13 protein-coding genes are annotated in these 17,713 nt (G+C 55.4%); 8 read left to right on the top strand and 5 right to left on the bottom strand.

From position 1 onward, the window contains the following. The first annotated feature begins 163 nt into the window (after positions 1-163). Complete coding sequence (locus K0H79_RS02645) at positions 164-1,069, top strand: SDR family oxidoreductase (RefSeq protein ID WP_220077212.1); 906 nt, start codon at positions 164-166, stop codon at positions 1,067-1,069. Between the two features lie 100 nt (positions 1,070-1,169). Here K0H79_RS02645 and K0H79_RS02650 read toward each other — a convergent pair whose 3' ends face one another. From K0H79_RS02650 to uvrA, 4 genes are all read right to left on the bottom strand, one after another. Further along, on the bottom strand, positions 1,170-2,120 hold the full coding sequence (locus K0H79_RS02650; RefSeq protein WP_220066612.1) for a TerC family protein: 951 nt from the start codon (positions 2,118-2,120) through the stop codon (positions 1,170-1,172). 274 nt (positions 2,121-2,394) lie between these two features. Further along, positions 2,395-4,326 (bottom strand): DEAD/DEAH box helicase, encoded by a 1,932-nt coding sequence (locus tag K0H79_RS02655; protein ID WP_220066613.1) that lies wholly within the window; start codon positions 4,324-4,326, stop codon positions 2,395-2,397. A 202-nt stretch (positions 4,327-4,528) separates the two neighbouring features. Continuing rightward, positions 4,529-5,485, bottom strand: coding sequence for a M28 family peptidase (locus K0H79_RS02660; protein WP_220077213.1), 957 nt, complete (start codon positions 5,483-5,485; stop codon positions 4,529-4,531). An 80-nt stretch (positions 5,486-5,565) separates the two neighbouring features. Then, positions 5,566-8,394: an excinuclease ABC subunit UvrA gene (uvrA, locus tag K0H79_RS02665; RefSeq protein WP_220077214.1), complete on the bottom strand. Its 2,829-nt coding sequence runs from the start codon at positions 8,392-8,394 to the stop codon at positions 5,566-5,568. A 257-nt stretch (positions 8,395-8,651) separates the two neighbouring features. Here uvrA and K0H79_RS02670 point away from each other — a divergent pair, with 257 nt between their 5' ends. After that, positions 8,652-10,019, top strand: coding sequence for an MFS transporter (locus tag K0H79_RS02670; RefSeq protein WP_220077215.1), 1,368 nt, complete (start codon positions 8,652-8,654; stop codon positions 10,017-10,019). A 35-nt stretch (positions 10,020-10,054) separates the two neighbouring features. Next, a complete protein-coding gene (gene ssb / locus K0H79_RS02675) occupies positions 10,055-10,753 on the top strand; it encodes a single-stranded DNA-binding protein (protein ID WP_220066617.1) in 699 nt (232 codons plus the stop codon). Positions 10,754-10,875: 122 nt separating this feature from the next. Here ssb and K0H79_RS02680 read toward each other — a convergent pair whose 3' ends face one another. Then, on the bottom strand, positions 10,876-11,676 hold the full coding sequence (locus tag K0H79_RS02680; protein ID WP_220078070.1) for a 3-hydroxybutyrate dehydrogenase: 801 nt from the start codon (positions 11,674-11,676) through the stop codon (positions 10,876-10,878). Between the two features lie 219 nt (positions 11,677-11,895). Between K0H79_RS02680 and K0H79_RS02685 the strand changes: the two genes are divergently transcribed. The 5 genes from K0H79_RS02685 (at position 11,896) to K0H79_RS02705 (ending at position 17,710) form a co-directional block, all read left to right on the top strand. Then, positions 11,896-12,609 carry a CoA transferase subunit A gene (locus tag K0H79_RS02685; RefSeq protein ID WP_220066618.1) on the top strand — a complete coding sequence of 238 codons (714 nt, stop codon included), beginning with the start codon at positions 11,896-11,898 and terminating at the stop codon, positions 12,607-12,609. 9 nt (positions 12,610-12,618) lie between these two features. Continuing rightward, entirely contained in the window at positions 12,619-13,284 is a 666-nt protein-coding gene (locus tag K0H79_RS02690) for a CoA transferase subunit B (protein WP_220077216.1), read from the top strand. 125 nt (positions 13,285-13,409) lie between these two features. Further along, entirely contained in the window at positions 13,410-14,357 is a 948-nt protein-coding gene (locus K0H79_RS02695; RefSeq protein WP_220077217.1) for a PHB depolymerase family esterase, read from the top strand. Between the two features lie 276 nt (positions 14,358-14,633). After that, positions 14,634-16,910 carry a TonB-dependent receptor gene (locus tag K0H79_RS02700; protein WP_220066621.1) on the top strand — a complete coding sequence of 759 codons (2,277 nt, stop codon included), beginning with the start codon at positions 14,634-14,636 and terminating at the stop codon, positions 16,908-16,910. 128 nt (positions 16,911-17,038) lie between these two features. Continuing rightward, positions 17,039-17,710 carry a response regulator transcription factor gene (locus K0H79_RS02705; RefSeq protein WP_220066622.1) on the top strand — a complete coding sequence of 224 codons (672 nt, stop codon included), beginning with the start codon at positions 17,039-17,041 and terminating at the stop codon, positions 17,708-17,710. The last annotated feature ends 3 nt before the right edge of the window (positions 17,711-17,713 follow it).

A 17,713-nucleotide genomic window follows, 5' to 3' on the forward strand; every position in this document is an offset into this window, starting at 1 on the left:
AATGTGCCCCAAGGGTAAAAAAAGCGCGCTGTGGCCACAAGATCTGAGGCGTATTTAATCGTAAGCTGATGTAAAGCCAAGTCTTGCCGTGCTAGGCTTTGGCCATTCTTTGCCTGGCTAACATGTGGCAGGCGCGATTCAGGGGCGATTCAGGAGGTTGTTAATGGCAAACATTATGGTAACGGGGGCAACCGGGCTTCTGGGCCGCGCCGTGGTCAGGGCATTGTCTGCCAGCCACACAGTTACAGGCACAGGTTTCAGCCGCGCCGCAGAGGGCATTATTCGGCTGGATTTAACCGATGCCGATGCCGTTGCAACAGCGGTGGCTGATATTGCGCCCCAGGTGATAGTGCACTGCGCCGCCGAGCGTAGACCCGATGTGTCGGCACAAAACCCGGACGCCGCCAAGGCACTCAACTTATCGGCCACCGAGGCCCTGTGCCAGGCGGCCAGGGCCTGTGGTGCCTGGCTCATTTATATCTCCACTGATTATGTGTTTGATGGCACTGAGCCGCCCTACAGTGAAGATGCTGCCCCCAATCCGGTGAATTTTTACGGCGAAACCAAGTTGCTGGGGGAAAAGGCCACGGCGAGCTTGATGCCGGATGCCGCCATACTGAGGTTGCCGATTTTGTATGGTGAGGTGGAGCGCCTCAATGAGTCGGCGGTGTTGGTGTTGATTGAGCAGCTGCTGGATTATCAAAAGCAGGGTGTGGATGACTGGGCGATTCGCAGGCCAACATCAACGGCGGACATAGCCGATGCCATCAATGGCATGATTGGCAAACATCTCGAGGGTGAGCAAATCAGCGGCATCTATCATTTCAGCGCTGCCGAGACCATGACCAAGCACGGCATGATAGTGGCGCTGGCCCAGATTTTGGGTAAAGACAGCGGCCATTTGATAGCCCAGTCGAGCCCCACAGATACCGCCAGGCGACCGAGAGATTGCACCTTAAGCTGCCGGCGGCTCGAGGCGCTGGGACTCTTGAAGACCCGGCCGTTCAACGTGGCGGCGGCCGAGGCGCTTGCTGCCTCTCCGGCAGCGCTGGCCAATGCAGGCCATTGAGGTCGCACTCAAGACCAAGACCGGCGTTAAAGCGCCAACGAAAAGGGGCCACTCGGCCCCTTTTTACTTAACCCGCTGCTATTCAGCAGCGTGCATCGCATTATTCGAACTGTGTGGGCTTGTCGCGGTTCACCCACAGGCTCAGCAGCATGGAGCCCACCAGGATAGTGCCCACAACGCCAAGTGCCACTGCAATCGGCAGGTGGAATACATCAATCAGCATCAGCTTAAAGCCGATAAACACCAGGATGATGGCCAGACCATATTTAAGCAGGCTGAACTTCTCGGCCGCGCCCTGCAGCAGGAAGTACATGGCCCGCAGGCCCATGATGGCGAAGATGTTGGAGGTGAGCACAATAAAGGGATCTGTGGTCACGGCAAAAATGGCCGGGATGCTGTCCACCGCAAAGATAAGATCGCTTATCTCCACCAATATCAGCACCAAAAACAGCGGTGTGGCATATTTCACCCCTTCACGCAGCACAAAGAAACGTTCACCTTCCAGATGCTCGGTCAACTTCATCTTACTGCGCAGCCACAGCAGTCCGCGATTGGTGGAAAGGTCAGTTTCCTTGTCGGCGGTCAGCAGCATTTTTACGCCGGTGAACACCAGGAAGGCGCCAAACACATACAGCAACCAGTGGAACTGGTTAATCAGCCAGATGCCGCCAAATACCATACCGGCGCGCATCACAATGGCACCCAGCACCCCATATAGCAGCACCCGCCGTTGCAGCTCAGGTGGAATGGCAAAGTAAGAGAAAATCATCAACCAAACGAAGACGTTATCCACGGCCAGCGCTTTTTCAATCACGTAGGCAGTCAGGAATTCCAGCGCCTTGTCGTTGGCAATTTCACGGCCAACCGAGTAATCGAACCACGCCCAGACACCGGCGTTAAACGCCATAGCCACCGCAAACCACACCAGCGACCAGGTCAGCGCCTCCTTCATCGAGACTTTATGACTCTTGCCGCCTACAAATTTAATATCGACCCACAGCAGGGTCAGCACTATGGCTGCAAACGCAGCCCACAACCACCAGGTTTCCACGAGTAATACTCCCAAAACAAAAACAGCCTGTACCAGACGGTACAAGCTGCTCTGAATTGGAGATACACCTTGCCCGTCGGCAAGGTCTCACTTACAGCCCCCCATGGCTGCCTGGTTGCCGGGTGCAAAGCACCGTCATGACGACAAACCAGCGAGAAGTTACTCCCCTTGTTGGCGCTTACTCTACCAGTGCCAAAGCCTCAGTGCCAGTGGCCGATACAAAAATAGTCGCCAATAAAAAAGCCACCTCAGGGGGGGCTTTTCTTATCAGGAATTAGTCTTCCTTTGGACGGCGTGGCTTGCTGGCAGGCTTCTTGTCGAAGCTCTTGCGCTCGCCGAACTTGCGGTCGCCACGATCACCACCGCGGTCACCACGGTCACCGCCGCGATCGTTGAACTTACGCTCACCGCGCTCAGGACGATCGCCGGATGGCTTACGTGGGCGCTTGGAAACAGGACCGTTGCTTACCGGGATTTCGTCGCTGCCATCTGTGCTGACTTCACGGATGTTCAGTGGCTTGCCACATACGCGCACTTTTTTCAGGTGCTGCAGTACTTCTTTTGGCATGCCGTCTGGCAGGTCAACTGTGGTCACTGCATCGTACAGCTGGATCTGGCCGATATAGCGGCTGTCGATGTTGGCTTCGTTGGCGATGGCGCCGACGATGTTGCCCACACCCACGTTATGGTCACGACCCACATCGATGAGATAACGCTTCATGCTGATGTCCGGGTTGTCCTTGAGGGTATCGGCACTGCCGAAATTGCCCGGAAGAGGACGGGAGTCACGACGGCGCTCGTTACGGCCTTCACGATCACCGCGCTCGGCGCGATCATTCTGGCCACGGCCGGTGCGCTCGTCGAAGTTGTCACGCTGACGCTCGTGCATGGCAGGCAGCTGCAATGGACGCTCCAACTGCACCTGATGCAGCAGGGCTGCGGCCAGTTGCTCGGTATCCACTTCCAGCTGCTGACACAGCTGAGCCACGGCGCCTTTCATAAAGTCCAGGTGCTCGTTGGCAAGGATGCCGGCAACCTGCTCACCCAGGCGAGACAGGCGGCGCTCGGCCACTGACTCAGGGCTTGGGACCTTCATTGGAGAGATACGGCTGTTGGTGGCACGCTCGATGGTGCGCAGCATGCGCATTTCACGGCTGGTCACAAACAGAATTGCCATACCGGTACGACCCGCGCGGCCGGTACGACCAATACGGTGTACGTAAGCTTCGGTATCGTAAGGAATATCGTAGTTAACTACGTGGCCGATACGCTCAACGTCCAGACCACGGGCGGCCACGTCGGTGGCGATCAGAATATCCAGCTTACCGGATTTCAGTTGATCTACGGCGCGCTCACGGGCCTGCTGGTTCATATCACCGTGCAGAGGTGATGCGGCATAACCACGGGCTTCCAGCTTTTCGGCCAGTTCCACACAGGAGTTACGGGTACGCACGAAGATGATGATACCTTCAGTGTTTTCCACTTCCAGTACCCGCACCAGGGCCTCGAGTTTGTTGTGCTGGGAAACCTGCACAAAACGCTGCTCGATAGATTCCACTGTGGTGTGGCTGGCGGCGATGCTGATGTTCACCGGGTTGCGCAGGTGCTTGTTGGCAACGCGCTTGATCTGCTCAGGCATGGTGGCCGAGAACAGCGCCAGCTGGCGGCTCTCCGGGGTGTGCTCGAGGATCCACTCGATATCGTCGATGAAGCCCATTTTCAGCATTTCATCGGCTTCGTCGAGTACCAGCGCCTTAAGGGTGTCGAGCTTCAGGGTGCCACGGCGCATATGGTCCATAACACGGCCTGGTGTACCCACAACCACCTGTGGACCACGGCGCAGTGCCTGGAGCTGCTGATACATGCTCTGGCCACCGTAGATAGGCAGTACGTGGAAACCCTTCATGTGTTTGGCATAGCTGGTGAAGGCTTCGGCAACCTGTACCGCGAGTTCGCGGGTTGGGGCCAGCACCAGAATTTGCGGGGCATTGAGGTTGGCATCGACACTGCACAGCAGTGGCAGTGCAAAGGCACCGGTTTTACCCGTACCTGTTTGTGCCTGACCCAGGATGTCCTGGCCGGACATCAGAGGTTGGATACTGGCGGCCTGGATGGGCGTAGGGGTTTCATAACCCAGCTCGTCGAGGGCACGCAAAACAGACTCGGTCAGACCGAGTTCGCGGAAAGTCTTTTCATTGGATGACATGGATAACGCCTTAGGGTGCGCGTGATTGCGCTTGTTGATTCACTAGACAGACCAGAAAACCAACCCCGTGTCGATTTCCCGTTCCGAATCCGAAAACGCCAGAGTATAGCAGCCTTTGCTGATTTTGGCCAAGAAAATATCCATTTTGACGATTTTGGCCCTTTTTTGGCGCCAAATGGGCAAAATAACAAAAGATTAACTTTTACCCCTGAGGCTGCTTGGGTTCCAGCCGGGTCCAGAGTAAAGGGTATACCGCCTCTATGGTCGCAGCCAGGAAGTTGAAGTCCAGTTTATCCGGGGTATCGTCCACCGTGTGGTACTGAGGGTGGGGAGGCACACCAAAATACAGCCAGGGCACGCCGCTTTTATGGAAAGGGTAGTGATCAGAGGCTTTGAGATAGTTCACCTTCATGGCGCTGCCATCCCGCTCTAACCGTGAATGACTGAGACGGGCACAGAGACCGTTACTCTCCACCAACGCCCTGAGTTCATCGGCATTGGCAAATTTGCGGCTGCCTTCCATGTAGATGGCATAGGGACTGCCGGGATGGCCGACCATATCCAGATTCAGCGCCAACTCGGGCACTATACCAAGCTCGCCGAGATGGGTTGCCAGCGCCTGACTGCCATACAGCCCAGGCTCTTCGGCATCGGTTGCCACAAAGAGCAGGTTGAGATCCGCCGGGCGCGACGGATCCTTTGCCGCTTGTTTTGCCAGCGCCAACAGGGCGGCGACGCCGGAGGCATTGTCATCGGCACCGGCAAAATGTCTGGAGCCGCTTGTGCCCAGATGATCGTAGTGGGCCAGCACGACCCGCCAGCGCGAACTGGCCTTCGCCGCCGGCAGCAGCCCTATCACGTTGGTTCCCTCACGTTGGCCGAAGAGTTTTTCAATGCTGAAGGGATGAAAGAAGGGGTGGCTGTCTTGTGCCGTTTGCTCAAGGCTTTCCGGCGTCATGGGCGAAAAGTCTGCCGCCACCGGCTGCAGACCCGACTCGCCAAAACGCACAGCCAGATACTGGCGGGCAAGCAAGGCCCCTTCGGTGCCGGTTTTGCGACCGGCCAGGGACGCCGAGGCCAGATATGTAACATCCTGATTTATTGCAGTCAGCGAAACCCAATCGGCCGTCAGGTCACGCCTGCATGTGGGTGCAGACACGCAAGCTGTCAGCCAACATGCCAACAAGGCTGCTCCCAAAGTCTGGTACCCAAGACGTCCCTGTCCCATGGTGAATGCCTCTAGCGTTGCAGCAGCGGCTTTAAGAAGCGCGCTGTGTGAGAGGTGGGATGCTCGGCCACTTCCTCCGGCGTGCCGGCCACCAAAATGGTGCCACCGCCAGAGCCGCCTTCGGGGCCCAAATCCACAATCCAGTCGGCTGTCTTGATGACATCCAGATTGTGTTCAATCACCACTATGGTGTTGCCATGGGACTTGAGGCGGTGCAGTACGTCCAACAGCAGCTGGATATCGGCAAAGTGCAGACCCGTTGTTGGCTCATCGAGAATATACAGGGTTTTGCCCGTGTCGCGTTTCGACAGCTCCTTGGCCAGTTTTACCCGCTGGGCCTCGCCGCCCGACAGGGTGGTGGCGCTCTGGCCGAGACGAATGTAAGACAGGCCCACGTCCATCAGGGTTTGCAACTTGCGGGCGATGGCGGGCACGGCATCGAAAAATTCCCGGGCGTCTTCCACCGTCATCTGCAGCACTTCGTGGATGTTCTTGCCCTTGTATTTCACTTCCAGGGTTTCGCGGTTGTAGCGTTTGCCCTTACAGGAGTCGCAGGGCACATACACATCCGGCAGGAAGTGCATCTCTACCTTGATAAGACCATCGCCCTGACAGGCCTCACAGCGGCCGCCCTTAACGTTAAAGGAGAAGCGGCCCACCTGATAACCCCGGGTGCGGGACTCCTGGGTACCGGCAAAGAGTTCCCGTATGGGGGTGAAGATGCCTGTGTAGGTGGCGGGGTTGGAGCGTGGGGTACGGCCGATGGGGCTCTGGTCGATATCCACCACCTTGTCGCACTGCTCAAGCCCTGTGATGCTGGTGTAAGGCGCGGGTTCATCCACAGTGGCGCCGTTGAGCGCCCTGTGGGCAATCTTGAAGAAGGTGTCGTTAATCAGGGTGGATTTACCCGAGCCTGACACCCCGGTCACGCAGGTAAAGAGGCCAACAGGAATGCTGAGGTCGACATGCTTGAGGTTGTTACCACGGGCACCCTTCAGTTCGATAAGTTGCGCTGGGTTGATGGGGGTACGACCGCCCTCAACCTGGATTTTGCGCTTGCCGGAAATGTACTGACCGGTGACCGAATGCTCACAGGCGGTGATGGCGGCCAAATCGCCGTCGCAGATCACCTCGCCACCATGAACACCGGCGCCCGGGCCTATGTCGATAATATGGTCGGCCATGCGGATGGCGTCTTCATCGTGCTCCACCACAATCACTGTGTTGCCGAGATCCCGCAGGTGAGTGAGAGTATTCAGCAGTCGCTCATTGTCGCGCTGGTGCAGGCCGATACTGGGCTCGTCCAACACGTACATCACCCCAACCAGACCCGCACCTATCTGACTTGCCAGGCGGATACGCTGGGCCTCACCGCCGGAGAGGGTTTCGGCCGAGCGCGCCAGGCTCAGGTAATTGAGGCCAACGTTTACCAGGAAGCCAAGGCGATCGCGCACTTCTTTTAATATTTTCTCGGCGATCTGCGCCTTTTGCCCTTCAAATTCCAACTGGTTGAAGTAATCCATGGCCTCGCCGATGGACCAGTGGGTCAGGGTTGGCAGGTTGAGATCTTCAATAAACACATGGCGGGCTTCTTCCCGCAGGCGCGAGCCTCCGCAGCTGCTGCAGGCCTGATTGCTGATGTACTTGGCCAGCTCTTCGCGCACCGTATTGGACTCGGTCTCGCGATAGCGTCTGTCCATATTGTTGAGAATGCCTTCGAAGGGGTGCTTGCGTACCACCACATCGCCGCGATCGTTCACATAGCGGAAGGCCACCTCTTCTTTGCCTGAGCCGTAAAGCACAATCTTTTGCACCTTGGAGTTCAGCTCGCTGAAGGGGGCTTCCACATCGAACTCATAATGCTCCGCCAGCGACTTGAGCATTTGGAAATAATAGAAATTACGTCTGTCCCAGCCGCGAACGGCGCCACCCGCCAGCGACAGTTCACCGGAGACGATAACCCGTTCAGGGTCGAAAAATTGCTGTACTCCCAGGCCGTCACAGGTCTGACAGGCGCCGGCAGGGTTATTGAAGGAGAAAATCCGTGGCTCCAGCTCGGCCATGGAATAACCGCAATGTGGGCAGGCAAAGTTGGCCGAGAAAATCATCTCCTCGGCAGCGCCTTCTTCCATGCTGGCCACCACGGCGATGCCGCCGGACAGTTCAAGGGTGGTCTCAAAGGACTCCGCCAGGCGCTGCTGCATGTCGTCCTTTACCTTGAAGCGGTCGACCACCACTTCGATGGTGTGCTTCACATGCAGATCCAGAGTTGGGGGATCGGACAGATCGCACACCTCACCGTCGATACGGGCGCGGATATAGCCCTGGGCCGACAGGCTGTCGAGCAGCTTAACGTGCTCACCCTTGCGGGCCTTGACCACAGGGGCCAACAGCATCAGCTTTTCGCCCTCGGGGCGTTCCAGCACCTTGTCGACCATCTGGCTCACGGTCTGAGCCGCCAGCGGTTGGCCGTGGGTAGGGCAGCGGGGCTCGCCCACACGGGCAAACAGCAGACGCAGATAATCGTACACCTCGGTAATGGTGCCCACGGTGGAGCGTGGGTTGTGGGAGGTGGACTTCTGCTCGATGGAAATGGCCGGGCTCAGACCTTCGATATGGTCCACATCGGGCTTTTCCATCAGGCTCAAAAACTGGCGGGCGTAGGCAGAGAGAGATTCCACATAACGGCGCTGGCCTTCGGCGTAGAGGGTATCAAACGCCAGCGACGACTTACCTGAGCCCGAAAGACCTGTGATCACAATCAGCTTGTCTCTGGGAATTGTCAGGTTGATATTCTTGAGGTTGTGGGTGCGGGCCCCGCGGATTTCAATCTTGTCCATCTGCCACTTCTAAACGCCGGAAAAAAGACCATCAGTATCGCATAATTTGCGCCTGAAACTACAGCCGCACCAAAGACTGCTGCCAGAGGATTTGGGTGTGAGCTGCAATACCCCTTTGCCAGCGGCGTGGATCAAATTTACAATCGTGACAATTTTCACTTCCGGCATCTCAAACGCCGGATCGCCAACTTGGGGGAGTGTGGCCGCTGTGCTACCATTCGCGCCCCCGGTGCATTCTTGAATCAAGGTTTTCAGTCATGGCTAACAGCGGTCTTTCGGCCACCGAGAAAAAAGTCGCCTTTTCACTGGCCAGCGTATTTGGCCTGCGAATGATGGGTCTGTTTATGATCATGCCGGTGTTTGCCCTTTACGGCCAACACCTCGAAGGTTTCTCGCCCCTGTGGGTGGGTATCGCCATTGGCGCCTATGGTTTGACCCAGGCGCTGCTGCAAATCCCCATGGGGATCCTCTCGGATAAATTTGGCCGCAAGCCCATTATTCTTATCGGCTTGCTGGTGTTTGCCGTGGGCAGCGTGGTTGCCGCCATGGCCGACAGCATCTACGGGGTCGTCTTCGGCCGTGCCCTGCAGGGCATGGGGGCCATTGCCGCCGCCGTGCTGGCGCTGGCCGCCGACCTGACCCGTGACGAGCAGCGCACCAAGGTCATGGCCATTATTGGCATGTGTATCGGTTTTTCCTTTGCGCTGTCATTGCTGGTGGGCCCTGTGGTGGCGCAGCATATGGGGCTTTCGGGGCTCTTTGCCCTCACCGCTGGCCTGGCGCTTTTTGGCATGCTGATAGTGCAGCTTTTGGTGCCAAATCCGGTGCATCAGGCACCCAAGGGTGACACCCTGGCGGCGCCTGCCAAGCTGATGCGGATGCTCAAAGACCCGCAGCTGTTTCGCCTGGATGCCGGTATCTTTATTTTGCACCTGGTGCTGACGGCGGTGTTTGTGGCGCTGCCGCTGGATCTGGTGGATGCAGGCCTTGTCAAAGAAAAGCATTGGATGCTCTACTTCCCGGCCTTTATCGGTGCCTTTTTCTTGATGGTGCCGCTTATCATCATCGGCGTGAAGCGTAAGAACACCAAGGGCATGTTCCAGGTGGCATTGGTGATCATGATGCTGGCGCTTGCGGTGATGGCGCTCTTTGCCGATAACCTGTGGTTGTTGGCCTTTGCCGTGCTGCTGTTTTTTACCGGTTTTAACTACCTTGAAGCCTCTCTGCCCAGCCTGATTGCCAAGTTTTGCCCCGTGGGTGAAAAGGGCTCGGCCATGGGCGTGTATTCCACCAGTCAGTTCCTTGGCGCCTTCTGCGGTGGTCTGCTGGGCGGCGGCGCCTTCCAGTTGTTGGGAGCGGCGGGCGTGTTTGTGGTGGCGCTGGGTTTGATGGCGCTGTGGCTTTTGCTCACTCTGGGGATGAAGAACCCGGTGCTGCTCAAGAGCTACACCCTGGAAGCCAAGGTGGCAGGCCGCGAGCAGGCCCGCGAGATGGCCAGCAAGCTGTCGCAATTGGCCGGTGTAGCCGAAGCTATTGTGGTGCTTGAAGAAAAAGTTGCTTACCTCAAAGTGGATGAGCAATTCGATTTAAGAGAAGCCAGAGCTGTGTTAGGCTCTGCAAATTAACTCTGTTTTATACGCAAAATTTCGGGAGAGATTGAATGGCCAGTCGTGGTGTGAATAAAGTGATTCTGGTAGGTAACCTTGGGCAAGACCCTGAGGTGCGCTACATGCCCAACGGCAATGCGGTAGCCAATATCACGGTCGCCACCAGTGAGTCCTGGAAGGACAACCAAGGTCAGCAGCAGGAGCGTACCGAATGGCACCGTGTGGTGATGTTTGGCAAGCTGGCTGAAATCACCGGTGAGTACCTGCGCAAGGGCTCTCAGGTATACCTGGAAGGCAAGCTGCAAACCCGTAAGTGGAAAGATCAGAGTGGTCAGGACAGATACACCACTGAAATCGTAGTGGATCAGAGCGGCAGCATGCAGATGCTTGGTGGACGCAACCAGGGCCAGGGTCAGGGCGCGCCTGCAGCTGGTCAGGGTGGCCAGTCTCAGGGCGGTTACAGCGCACCGGCTCAAAACCAATACGCACCGGCGCCGCAGGCCGCACAGCCAAGCTACAGCGCTCCTGCACAGCAGCCTCAGCAAGCGGCTTATCAGCAGCCACAGCAGGCTCAGGGTGGTTATGGTCAGCAGGCGCCACAGCAGCAGGGCGGTTATCAGAGCAAGCCTCAGCAGTCTGCTCCGGCTTACCAGCCACAGCAGGCACCACAGCAGCGTCCAGCGCCTCAGCCACAGCAGCAAAACTACACCCCTGATCTGGATGATGGCTGGGACGACGATATCCCGTTCTAATTCAGTCCATTAATTCTTGGTCTGAATCGAAAGGTCAGAATCAAAAAAGCTCCCATCAGGGAGCTTTTTGTTTTTGGGCAATCCAGTGCCAATGCCCGGGTATCTTCCTCACGTACCCCGGGTTACTGGGCCGTCCAGCCCCCGTCCATGGCGAGTGAAGCCCCTGTGATGCCGCGGGCGGCATTACCACAGAGGAACAGCGCAAATTCGCCTATTTGCCTGGGGTCGAGCATTTCCGGCAGCGGCTGTTTGGCGGTGACCAATTGGTATCTGGCTTCGTGATAGTCAAGCCCCTTGGTGTTGGCGACGGCCTCTATCTGTTTGTTGATAAGGGGAGTGTCAACCCAGCCGGGGCAGATGGCATTAACGGTAATGCCCTGCTCGGCGCACTCGATGGCAACCACCTTGGTCAGGCCCACAATGCCGTGCTTGGCAGCACAATAGGCAGCCTTATTCACCGATGCCACCAAGCCGTGTACCGAGGCGATATTGATGATCCGGCCCCAGCGTTTTTGCGCCATGGCGGGTACGGCCTGTTGTATGGTGTGAAAGGCCGACGACAGATTTATCGCAATGATATCGTTCCACTTCTCAAGCGGGAAATCGGCCACTGAGTCCGTGTGCTGAATTCCGGCATTGTTGATAAGAATATCTATGCTGCCGAGTGCTTCTGTGCCTTCTGTCATAAAGCGGTGGATGCTCTCTGGCTGGCGCAAGTCTGCATTGCTGAAAAAGGTGCGAATGCCGTATTGGGCCGCAAAGTCGGCCGCCAGGGATTGGCCTTCATCCTCTGGTAACAGCCCATGCAATATCAGGTTGCAACCCTGCTCGGCCAGTACCTGAGCCGTGGCCAGGCCAATCCCACTGGTGGAGCCTGTGATAAGCCCGACCTTGCCTTCTAAACTCCTTTGTCCACCCGACATCACTGGTGTCTCCCGTTACTCTGTGCATGTGATGCAAGTCCGCCAGATCGACATTTTTCGCGCGCAGGGCGCGTGCGTCCGGGCTGACAGGCTCGCGGTTGATGTCCCCAGAATAGAGCAACGGGCCCGGCTTTTATTTGGGACCTTAGTACCATAGGCCGCCCCCGAAAATTGAGTGATAGTAAGCGCCACACATCACCTAGGGTAAGAGAGCAGATTGTGGCGGGATTGAATAAAGTCGTTACCAGTTACGCACAGGCGTTGGCTGGACTCGAAGACGGGATGACAGTGATAGCCGGAGGTTTTGGCTTGTGCGGCATCCCTGAAAATCTCATCAAGGAAATCAAACGCAAGGGCACGCGAAACCTCACCGTGGTGTCCAACAACTGCGGCACAACCGAATACGGTTTGGGCATTCTGCTGCTGGATAAACAAATCCGGAAGATGGTGGCCTCCTACGTGGGGGAAAACGCCAACTTTGAAGCGCAAATGATGTCGGGCGAGCTGGAAGTGGAGTTGACCCCCCAGGGCACGCTGGCGGAAAAAATGCGTGCGGCGGGTGCCGGAATTCCGGCCTTTTACACGGCAACGGGCTTTGGTACCGAGGTGGCCGTGGGCAAGGAAGTGAAAGAGTTCAACGGCCGGCAATACATTCTCGAAGAGTCCATCAAGGGCGACTTTGCCCTCGTCAAAGCCTGGAAAGCCGATACCTATGGCAACCTGGTCTTTCGTAAAACGGCACGTAATTTCAATCCTTTGGCGGCCATGGCGGGCAAGATTACCGTGGTTGAGGTGGAGCAAATTGTTGCGCCAGGCGAGCTGGACCCCGATGAAATTCATACACCCGGCATTTACGTCGACAGATTGATCCAGGGCAGTTTCGAGAAGCGCATCGAGCAGCTCACCATACGTCCCTCTTCACAAGGCCAATAGGAGTTCACCATGGCACTTTCCAGAGAACAACTCGCCCAGCGTGTCGCACAGGAACTCAAAGACGGCTATTACGTCAACCTCGGCATAGGTATTCCTACCCTGGTGGCTAACTACATTCCCGATGGGATGGAAGTCATGCTGCAATCGGAAAACGGCCTGCTGGGCATGGGGCCTTTTCCCACTGAGGATGAAGTCGACCCCGACCTTATCAATGCGGGCAAACAAACCGTGACCATGGCGACCGGCGCGGCCTTGTTCGACTCCGCTGAGTCGTTCGCCATGATCCGTGGTGGCCACGTGGATTTAACCGTGCTCGGCGCCTTCGAGGTGGATACCCAGGGCAATATTGCTTCTTACATGATCCCGGGGAAACTCATCAAGGGTATGGGCGGCGCCATGGATTTGGTGGCGGGGGCCGACAACATCATAGTGACCATGACCCACGCTTCGAAACAGGGCGAATCCAAGCTGCTCACCCAATGCAGCCTGCCGCTGACCGGCAAAGGCTGTATTAAAAAGGTGCTCACCGATCTCGCCTTTATCGAAATTAAAGATGGGAAGTTCCATCTGCTGGAGCGCGCCCCCGGTGTGAGTGTGGAAGAGATTATCAAACTCACGGCTGGTGAGTTGGTGGTGCCTGAGCATGTGCCCGAAATGAGCTTTCAGCGGGGATAAGTCCGGAAGCTAATGCTTGTGTCTGTGGCGTGGGTCAGGACAGTTCTGGATCTAAAGTGCCATTGTCAGCCGGGTGCAAATTACGCAAGTTTGCAGTGTCTGTATTTCTGTGTTGGAGCCTGTTTATGCTCAAAATCTCTTCGTTGGCGCTTAAGGCCGCGGCTGTCTTAAGCTGCAGTCTCTCTCTGAGTGTTGCGGCCCATGCTTCCGCCCAGGTATTTGAGTCGGTTAACGACTTTGGTGCCAATCCCGGGGCGTTGACGGCTTCAATCTATACGCCTGCAACCAACCCCGGCAGTGCCCTGGTGGTATTACTGCACGGCTGCGTACAGGACGGTATCGAGCTTGCTGACAACAGCGGGTTAACTGGCCTTGCCCAAGAGAAGCAATTTGCCGTGCTGGTGCCACAACAGAGTTTTGATAATAACGTAAAGCGCTGTTTCAACTGGTTTTCCGCGCAGGATACTCAGGCGGACAGCGGCGAAATGCTATCGCTGAAAAACATGATTACCCGGGCGCAGGCCAGTACCGGCGCCAAACGTGTGTATCTGGTGGGCCTGTCTGCCGGTGGTGCCATGGCCAGCGCGGCACTGGTAAATTATCCGGACCTTTTCAGCGCCGGGGCCGTGATTGCTGGCCTGCCTTATCCCTGTGCCGATAACCTTACCAAAGCCATTTCCTGCATGAAAAAAGGGCCGGCTGAATCCATTGAAGAACTTGTTAGCTTCGCGCACAAGTTACATCCCGAGCAAGCCCACTGGCCGACCCTCAGCATCTGGACGGGCACCACAGATGCGGTGGTGCATCCACAAAATGCCCAGAGCCTCGCGGCGCAGTGGGTGCAGTTATCCGGAATGGAGACAGCGCCAAGGGTCGAACAATCTACCGATTATCGGATAAGCCGCTGGACCGATGCGAATGGGCTTTTGCGGGTTGCTTTGGTGGAGATTAATAACATGGGCCATGGCATTGCAGTGAATCCGGAAATAAATAATGGCGGAAAAGAAGGGGACTTTTTATTGAAGGCACCCATCGGCAGTATGGATGAAATTATTCGGTCCTGGGGATTATAGGCTGATTAAATTAAATGAGTTTTCACACCGCTTCTTTAGCCGGTTTTAAAATCACTTTGACTTTTTAAATAGTCTTGAATTCGATATGATTTTGAAATTTTATCGATGGCAGAATGAATACGTTGTTTAGTTGAATCAATTTAAAAACAACTGGTTATAAACACATACTACTATAGTACCGATTTAATTTTTAAGGAACTGCTATAGAGTCGATGTGAACTTAAATAGCAGTAAGTACCAACCTTTAAAAAATAAATACTACAACGGGAACTCTGTATGAAACAGAACACTATTAAAATGAGTTGCATTGCTTTAGCTATCTCATCGGCACTGGCAGCACAATATGCTGTCGCCGAAGATGAAAATAGCACAGGGGAGAAGCAAGCCACCTTGGAACGCATTGAGGTTTCCGCGCGCAAAACCGTGGAAAGTCTGCAGAATGTGCCCGTTGCCGTGACCTCGGTCAGCGCCACGGATCTGGCTGAAAATGGCATCAATGTCATGACCGAAATTCAGCAGTTTTCCCCCAACACCACCCTGCAGGCGAGCCGGGGCACCAACTCAACGCTCACCGCCTTTATCCGTGGTGTAGGCCAGGAAGACCCGCTCTGGGGTTATGAGCCCGGGGTCGGAATTTATATCGATGATGTGTATGTTGCCCGTCCACAGGGCGCAGTGCTGGACATTCTCGATGTACAGCGCATCGAAGTGCTGCGCGGCCCGCAGGGCACCCTCTATGGTAAAAACACCATAGGTGGTGCGGTGAAGTACGTGACCAGGAAGATGAGCGGCGATGCCGAGCTGAGCCTGAACGCCACCGTTGGCAGCTATGCACAGCGTGATTTCAAGGTAGCAGGTCAGTACCCCCTGGTTGACGATAAACTCTATTTTGGTTTTGCGGTGGCCAGTTTAAGCCGTGACGGTTACGGTGACTTTGTTACTTCGGCGCTGAACGATCAAGACACTGAAAACTATAATAAAGACCTGATGGCAGGCCGTATCAGCCTGGAATATACCCCGACAGATGCGCTCTTTATGCGTCTGACCTATGACAAAACAGAGGACGATTCCAACGCCAAAGGTGGGTATCGTATTCTACCAAGCCTGCTCACCAATGCGCCCGTGCCTGACAGCAAGTACGACTCCTATACCAGCATGCCCACCTGGAACAAGGTGGAAACCGAGGGTTGGGGGCTGACGCTGGAATATGGCCTGAATGATGACTGGACCCTTAAGTCAGTCACCTCATCCCGTGAGAGCTATTCGCCCACCAACATCGACTTTGACAACACCAGCTTGCGTATCTTCGATGTGCCTGCCATCTACGATGATGAGCAGTTCAGTCAGGAGTTTCAGGCAAACTATGATGGTGAAAATCTCAAGCTGGTGTCTGGCCTCTATTACTTTAAAGGTGACTCCTGCGGCGTGTTCGATGCCATTCTTGAAGAGGCTTTCAAGGCTTACGGTGGCCTGACCCGTGAAGTGCGGGGTTGCAACAACAGCGAAAGCTATGCCGCCTATGCTCAGGGCTCTTACGATATCACCGACAAACTGTCGCTGACCCTGGGTGCCCGTTACACCCGCGAGACCAAGGATGCCACCGTTTACAACGGGGTGATTTTCGACAGCATCTATCCAGAGACAGGTTGGTATCCGGGTTATGTACGGGACGAGGCCCAGATTGAAGCCAGTATCCCCAAGGTGCTCGACGATGAAGAGACCTGGTCCAGATTCACCCCCAGAGTCGGGGTCGAGTACCAGCTAAACGACGACATGATGTTCTACGCCAGTTACTCCCAAGGCTTTAAGTCCGGTACCTTTAACCCAAGGGCGACCGGGCCTGAGCCGGCAGTAGATCCAGAAGTGGTTGATTCATTTGAAGTGGGCGTGAAGAGCGAGTGGAACAACAACCTGCGCATCAACGCCACGGCTTTTTACCTTAACCATAAAGATCGCCAGTTCGTGACCGTCTTGCCCGGTGAAGATGCTGCTGACCTCAATCAGCGTCTCGGGAACATTGGTACCTCCACTGCATCCGGTCTGGAGCTTGAGCTGGAATATGCTGCCACTGAATCACTGAACCTGTTCGCCAGCCTGGGTCTTATCGACGCCAACTTCGATGAGGTGATTTCTTACGATGCGGATGGGAATCAAATCGATATCAGCGATACTTACACCATCACCAACACCCCGGATACCACGGCCAACGTGGGCTTCAGCTACAACATAGACACGGATTTCGGCAGCTTTGTGGCAAACGGAAACTACTACTACCGCAGCGACTATGACCTGGCTGTAGTGGATAACCTGCTGAGCCAGGACGGTTATGGCCTGCTGAATCTGGGGCTGAACTGGTACAGCAATGACGGTCACTGGACTGCCGGATTGCACTGGAAAAACATCACCGATGAAGAATACCTGGTGGGTAACTATGCCTTTGTGACGCCGGACGGTAACGGTGGCTATATTCCAGGATTGGGTGGTGACAATACATTAATTGGCTATTATGGCGATCCGGAAACCATTTCACTCACCGTGGGATACAGTTTCTAGCATTTATTGCCAGCATAATTCGTAAATAACCGACTCCCCTGAGTCGGTTATTTATTGAAGCAGGACAGGTTTGTCTGGAATTAATTTCTGGTGTGATTAAACTGGGTTAAAAATAAAGGGAGTGGATTATGTCTCAGATAAAAGTGGCTATTGCAGATGACCACCCACTATTTCGCGCAGCATTAACTCAGGCCGTTCTCAAAAATGTAAATACGGCTGAAGTATTGGAGGCCGAAAACTTTCAGGAACTCATCAGAGTCATTGAAAGTCATCCCGATATTGAGCTGGTATTTCTCGACCTGCATATGCCGGGTAATGAAGGGTTTACCGGATTAACCCTGTTGCAGAACCATTTCCCCGATATCGTGGTGATCATGGTGTCATCGGACGATCAGCCCGACATCATTCGCAAGGCCATCAATTTGGGTGCCAGCGCCTTTATTCCCAAGTCGGCCAACCTCAATCAAATAGCCGATGCCATAGGCACAGTGCTCGATGGCGAGGTGTGGCTGCCGGAGAACACCGACATCAATGTCGACCAACAGACGGCGGCAGAGCATCAGCGGCTGGCAAAGCAGCTCGCTCAGCTCACGCCGCAGCAATACACTGTGCTTGCCAGCATTGCCAATGGCCGCCTTAACAAACAAATTGCCTACGATCTCAATATCAAGGAAACCACGGTTAAAAAGCATGTGTCGGCCATACTGCTGAAACTGGAAGTCTACAATCGCACTCAGGCAGGGCTGGTGTTCCAGCAATTGATGATCACCAGTAGCGACAAGCAGGCGGCGACTGCCTGAGCA

It is taken from the genome of Shewanella sp. FJAT-52076 (assembly GCF_019457455.1).
In the GTDB taxonomy this organism is placed as follows: Bacteria; Pseudomonadota; Gammaproteobacteria; order Enterobacterales; family Shewanellaceae; genus Shewanella; species Shewanella zhangzhouensis.

Excerpts from the sequence above, each read along its gene's own strand:
- K0H79_RS02705 (WP_220066622.1), top strand. The coding sequence starts at position 17,039 with ATGTCTCAGATAAAAGTGGCTATTGCAGATGACCACCCACTATTTCGC.
- ssb (WP_220066617.1), top strand. The coding sequence starts at position 10,055 with ATGGCCAGTCGTGGTGTGAATAAAGTGATTCTGGTAGGTAACCTTGGG.
- K0H79_RS02680 (WP_220078070.1), bottom strand. The coding sequence starts at position 11,676 with ATGTCGGGTGGACAAAGGAGTTTAGAAGGCAAGGTCGGGCTTATCACA.
- K0H79_RS02695 (WP_220077217.1), top strand. The coding sequence starts at position 13,410 with ATGCTCAAAATCTCTTCGTTGGCGCTTAAGGCCGCGGCTGTCTTAAGC.
- K0H79_RS02670 (WP_220077215.1), top strand. The coding sequence starts at position 8,652 with ATGGCTAACAGCGGTCTTTCGGCCACCGAGAAAAAAGTCGCCTTTTCA.
- K0H79_RS02700 (WP_220066621.1), top strand. The coding sequence starts at position 14,634 with ATGAAACAGAACACTATTAAAATGAGTTGCATTGCTTTAGCTATCTCA.
- uvrA (WP_220077214.1), bottom strand. The coding sequence starts at position 8,394 with ATGGACAAGATTGAAATCCGCGGGGCCCGCACCCACAACCTCAAGAAT.
- K0H79_RS02655 (WP_220066613.1), bottom strand. The coding sequence starts at position 4,326 with ATGTCATCCAATGAAAAGACTTTCCGCGAACTCGGTCTGACCGAGTCT.
- K0H79_RS02690 (WP_220077216.1), top strand. The coding sequence starts at position 12,619 with ATGGCACTTTCCAGAGAACAACTCGCCCAGCGTGTCGCACAGGAACTC.
- K0H79_RS02645 (WP_220077212.1), top strand. The coding sequence starts at position 164 with ATGGCAAACATTATGGTAACGGGGGCAACCGGGCTTCTGGGCCGCGCC.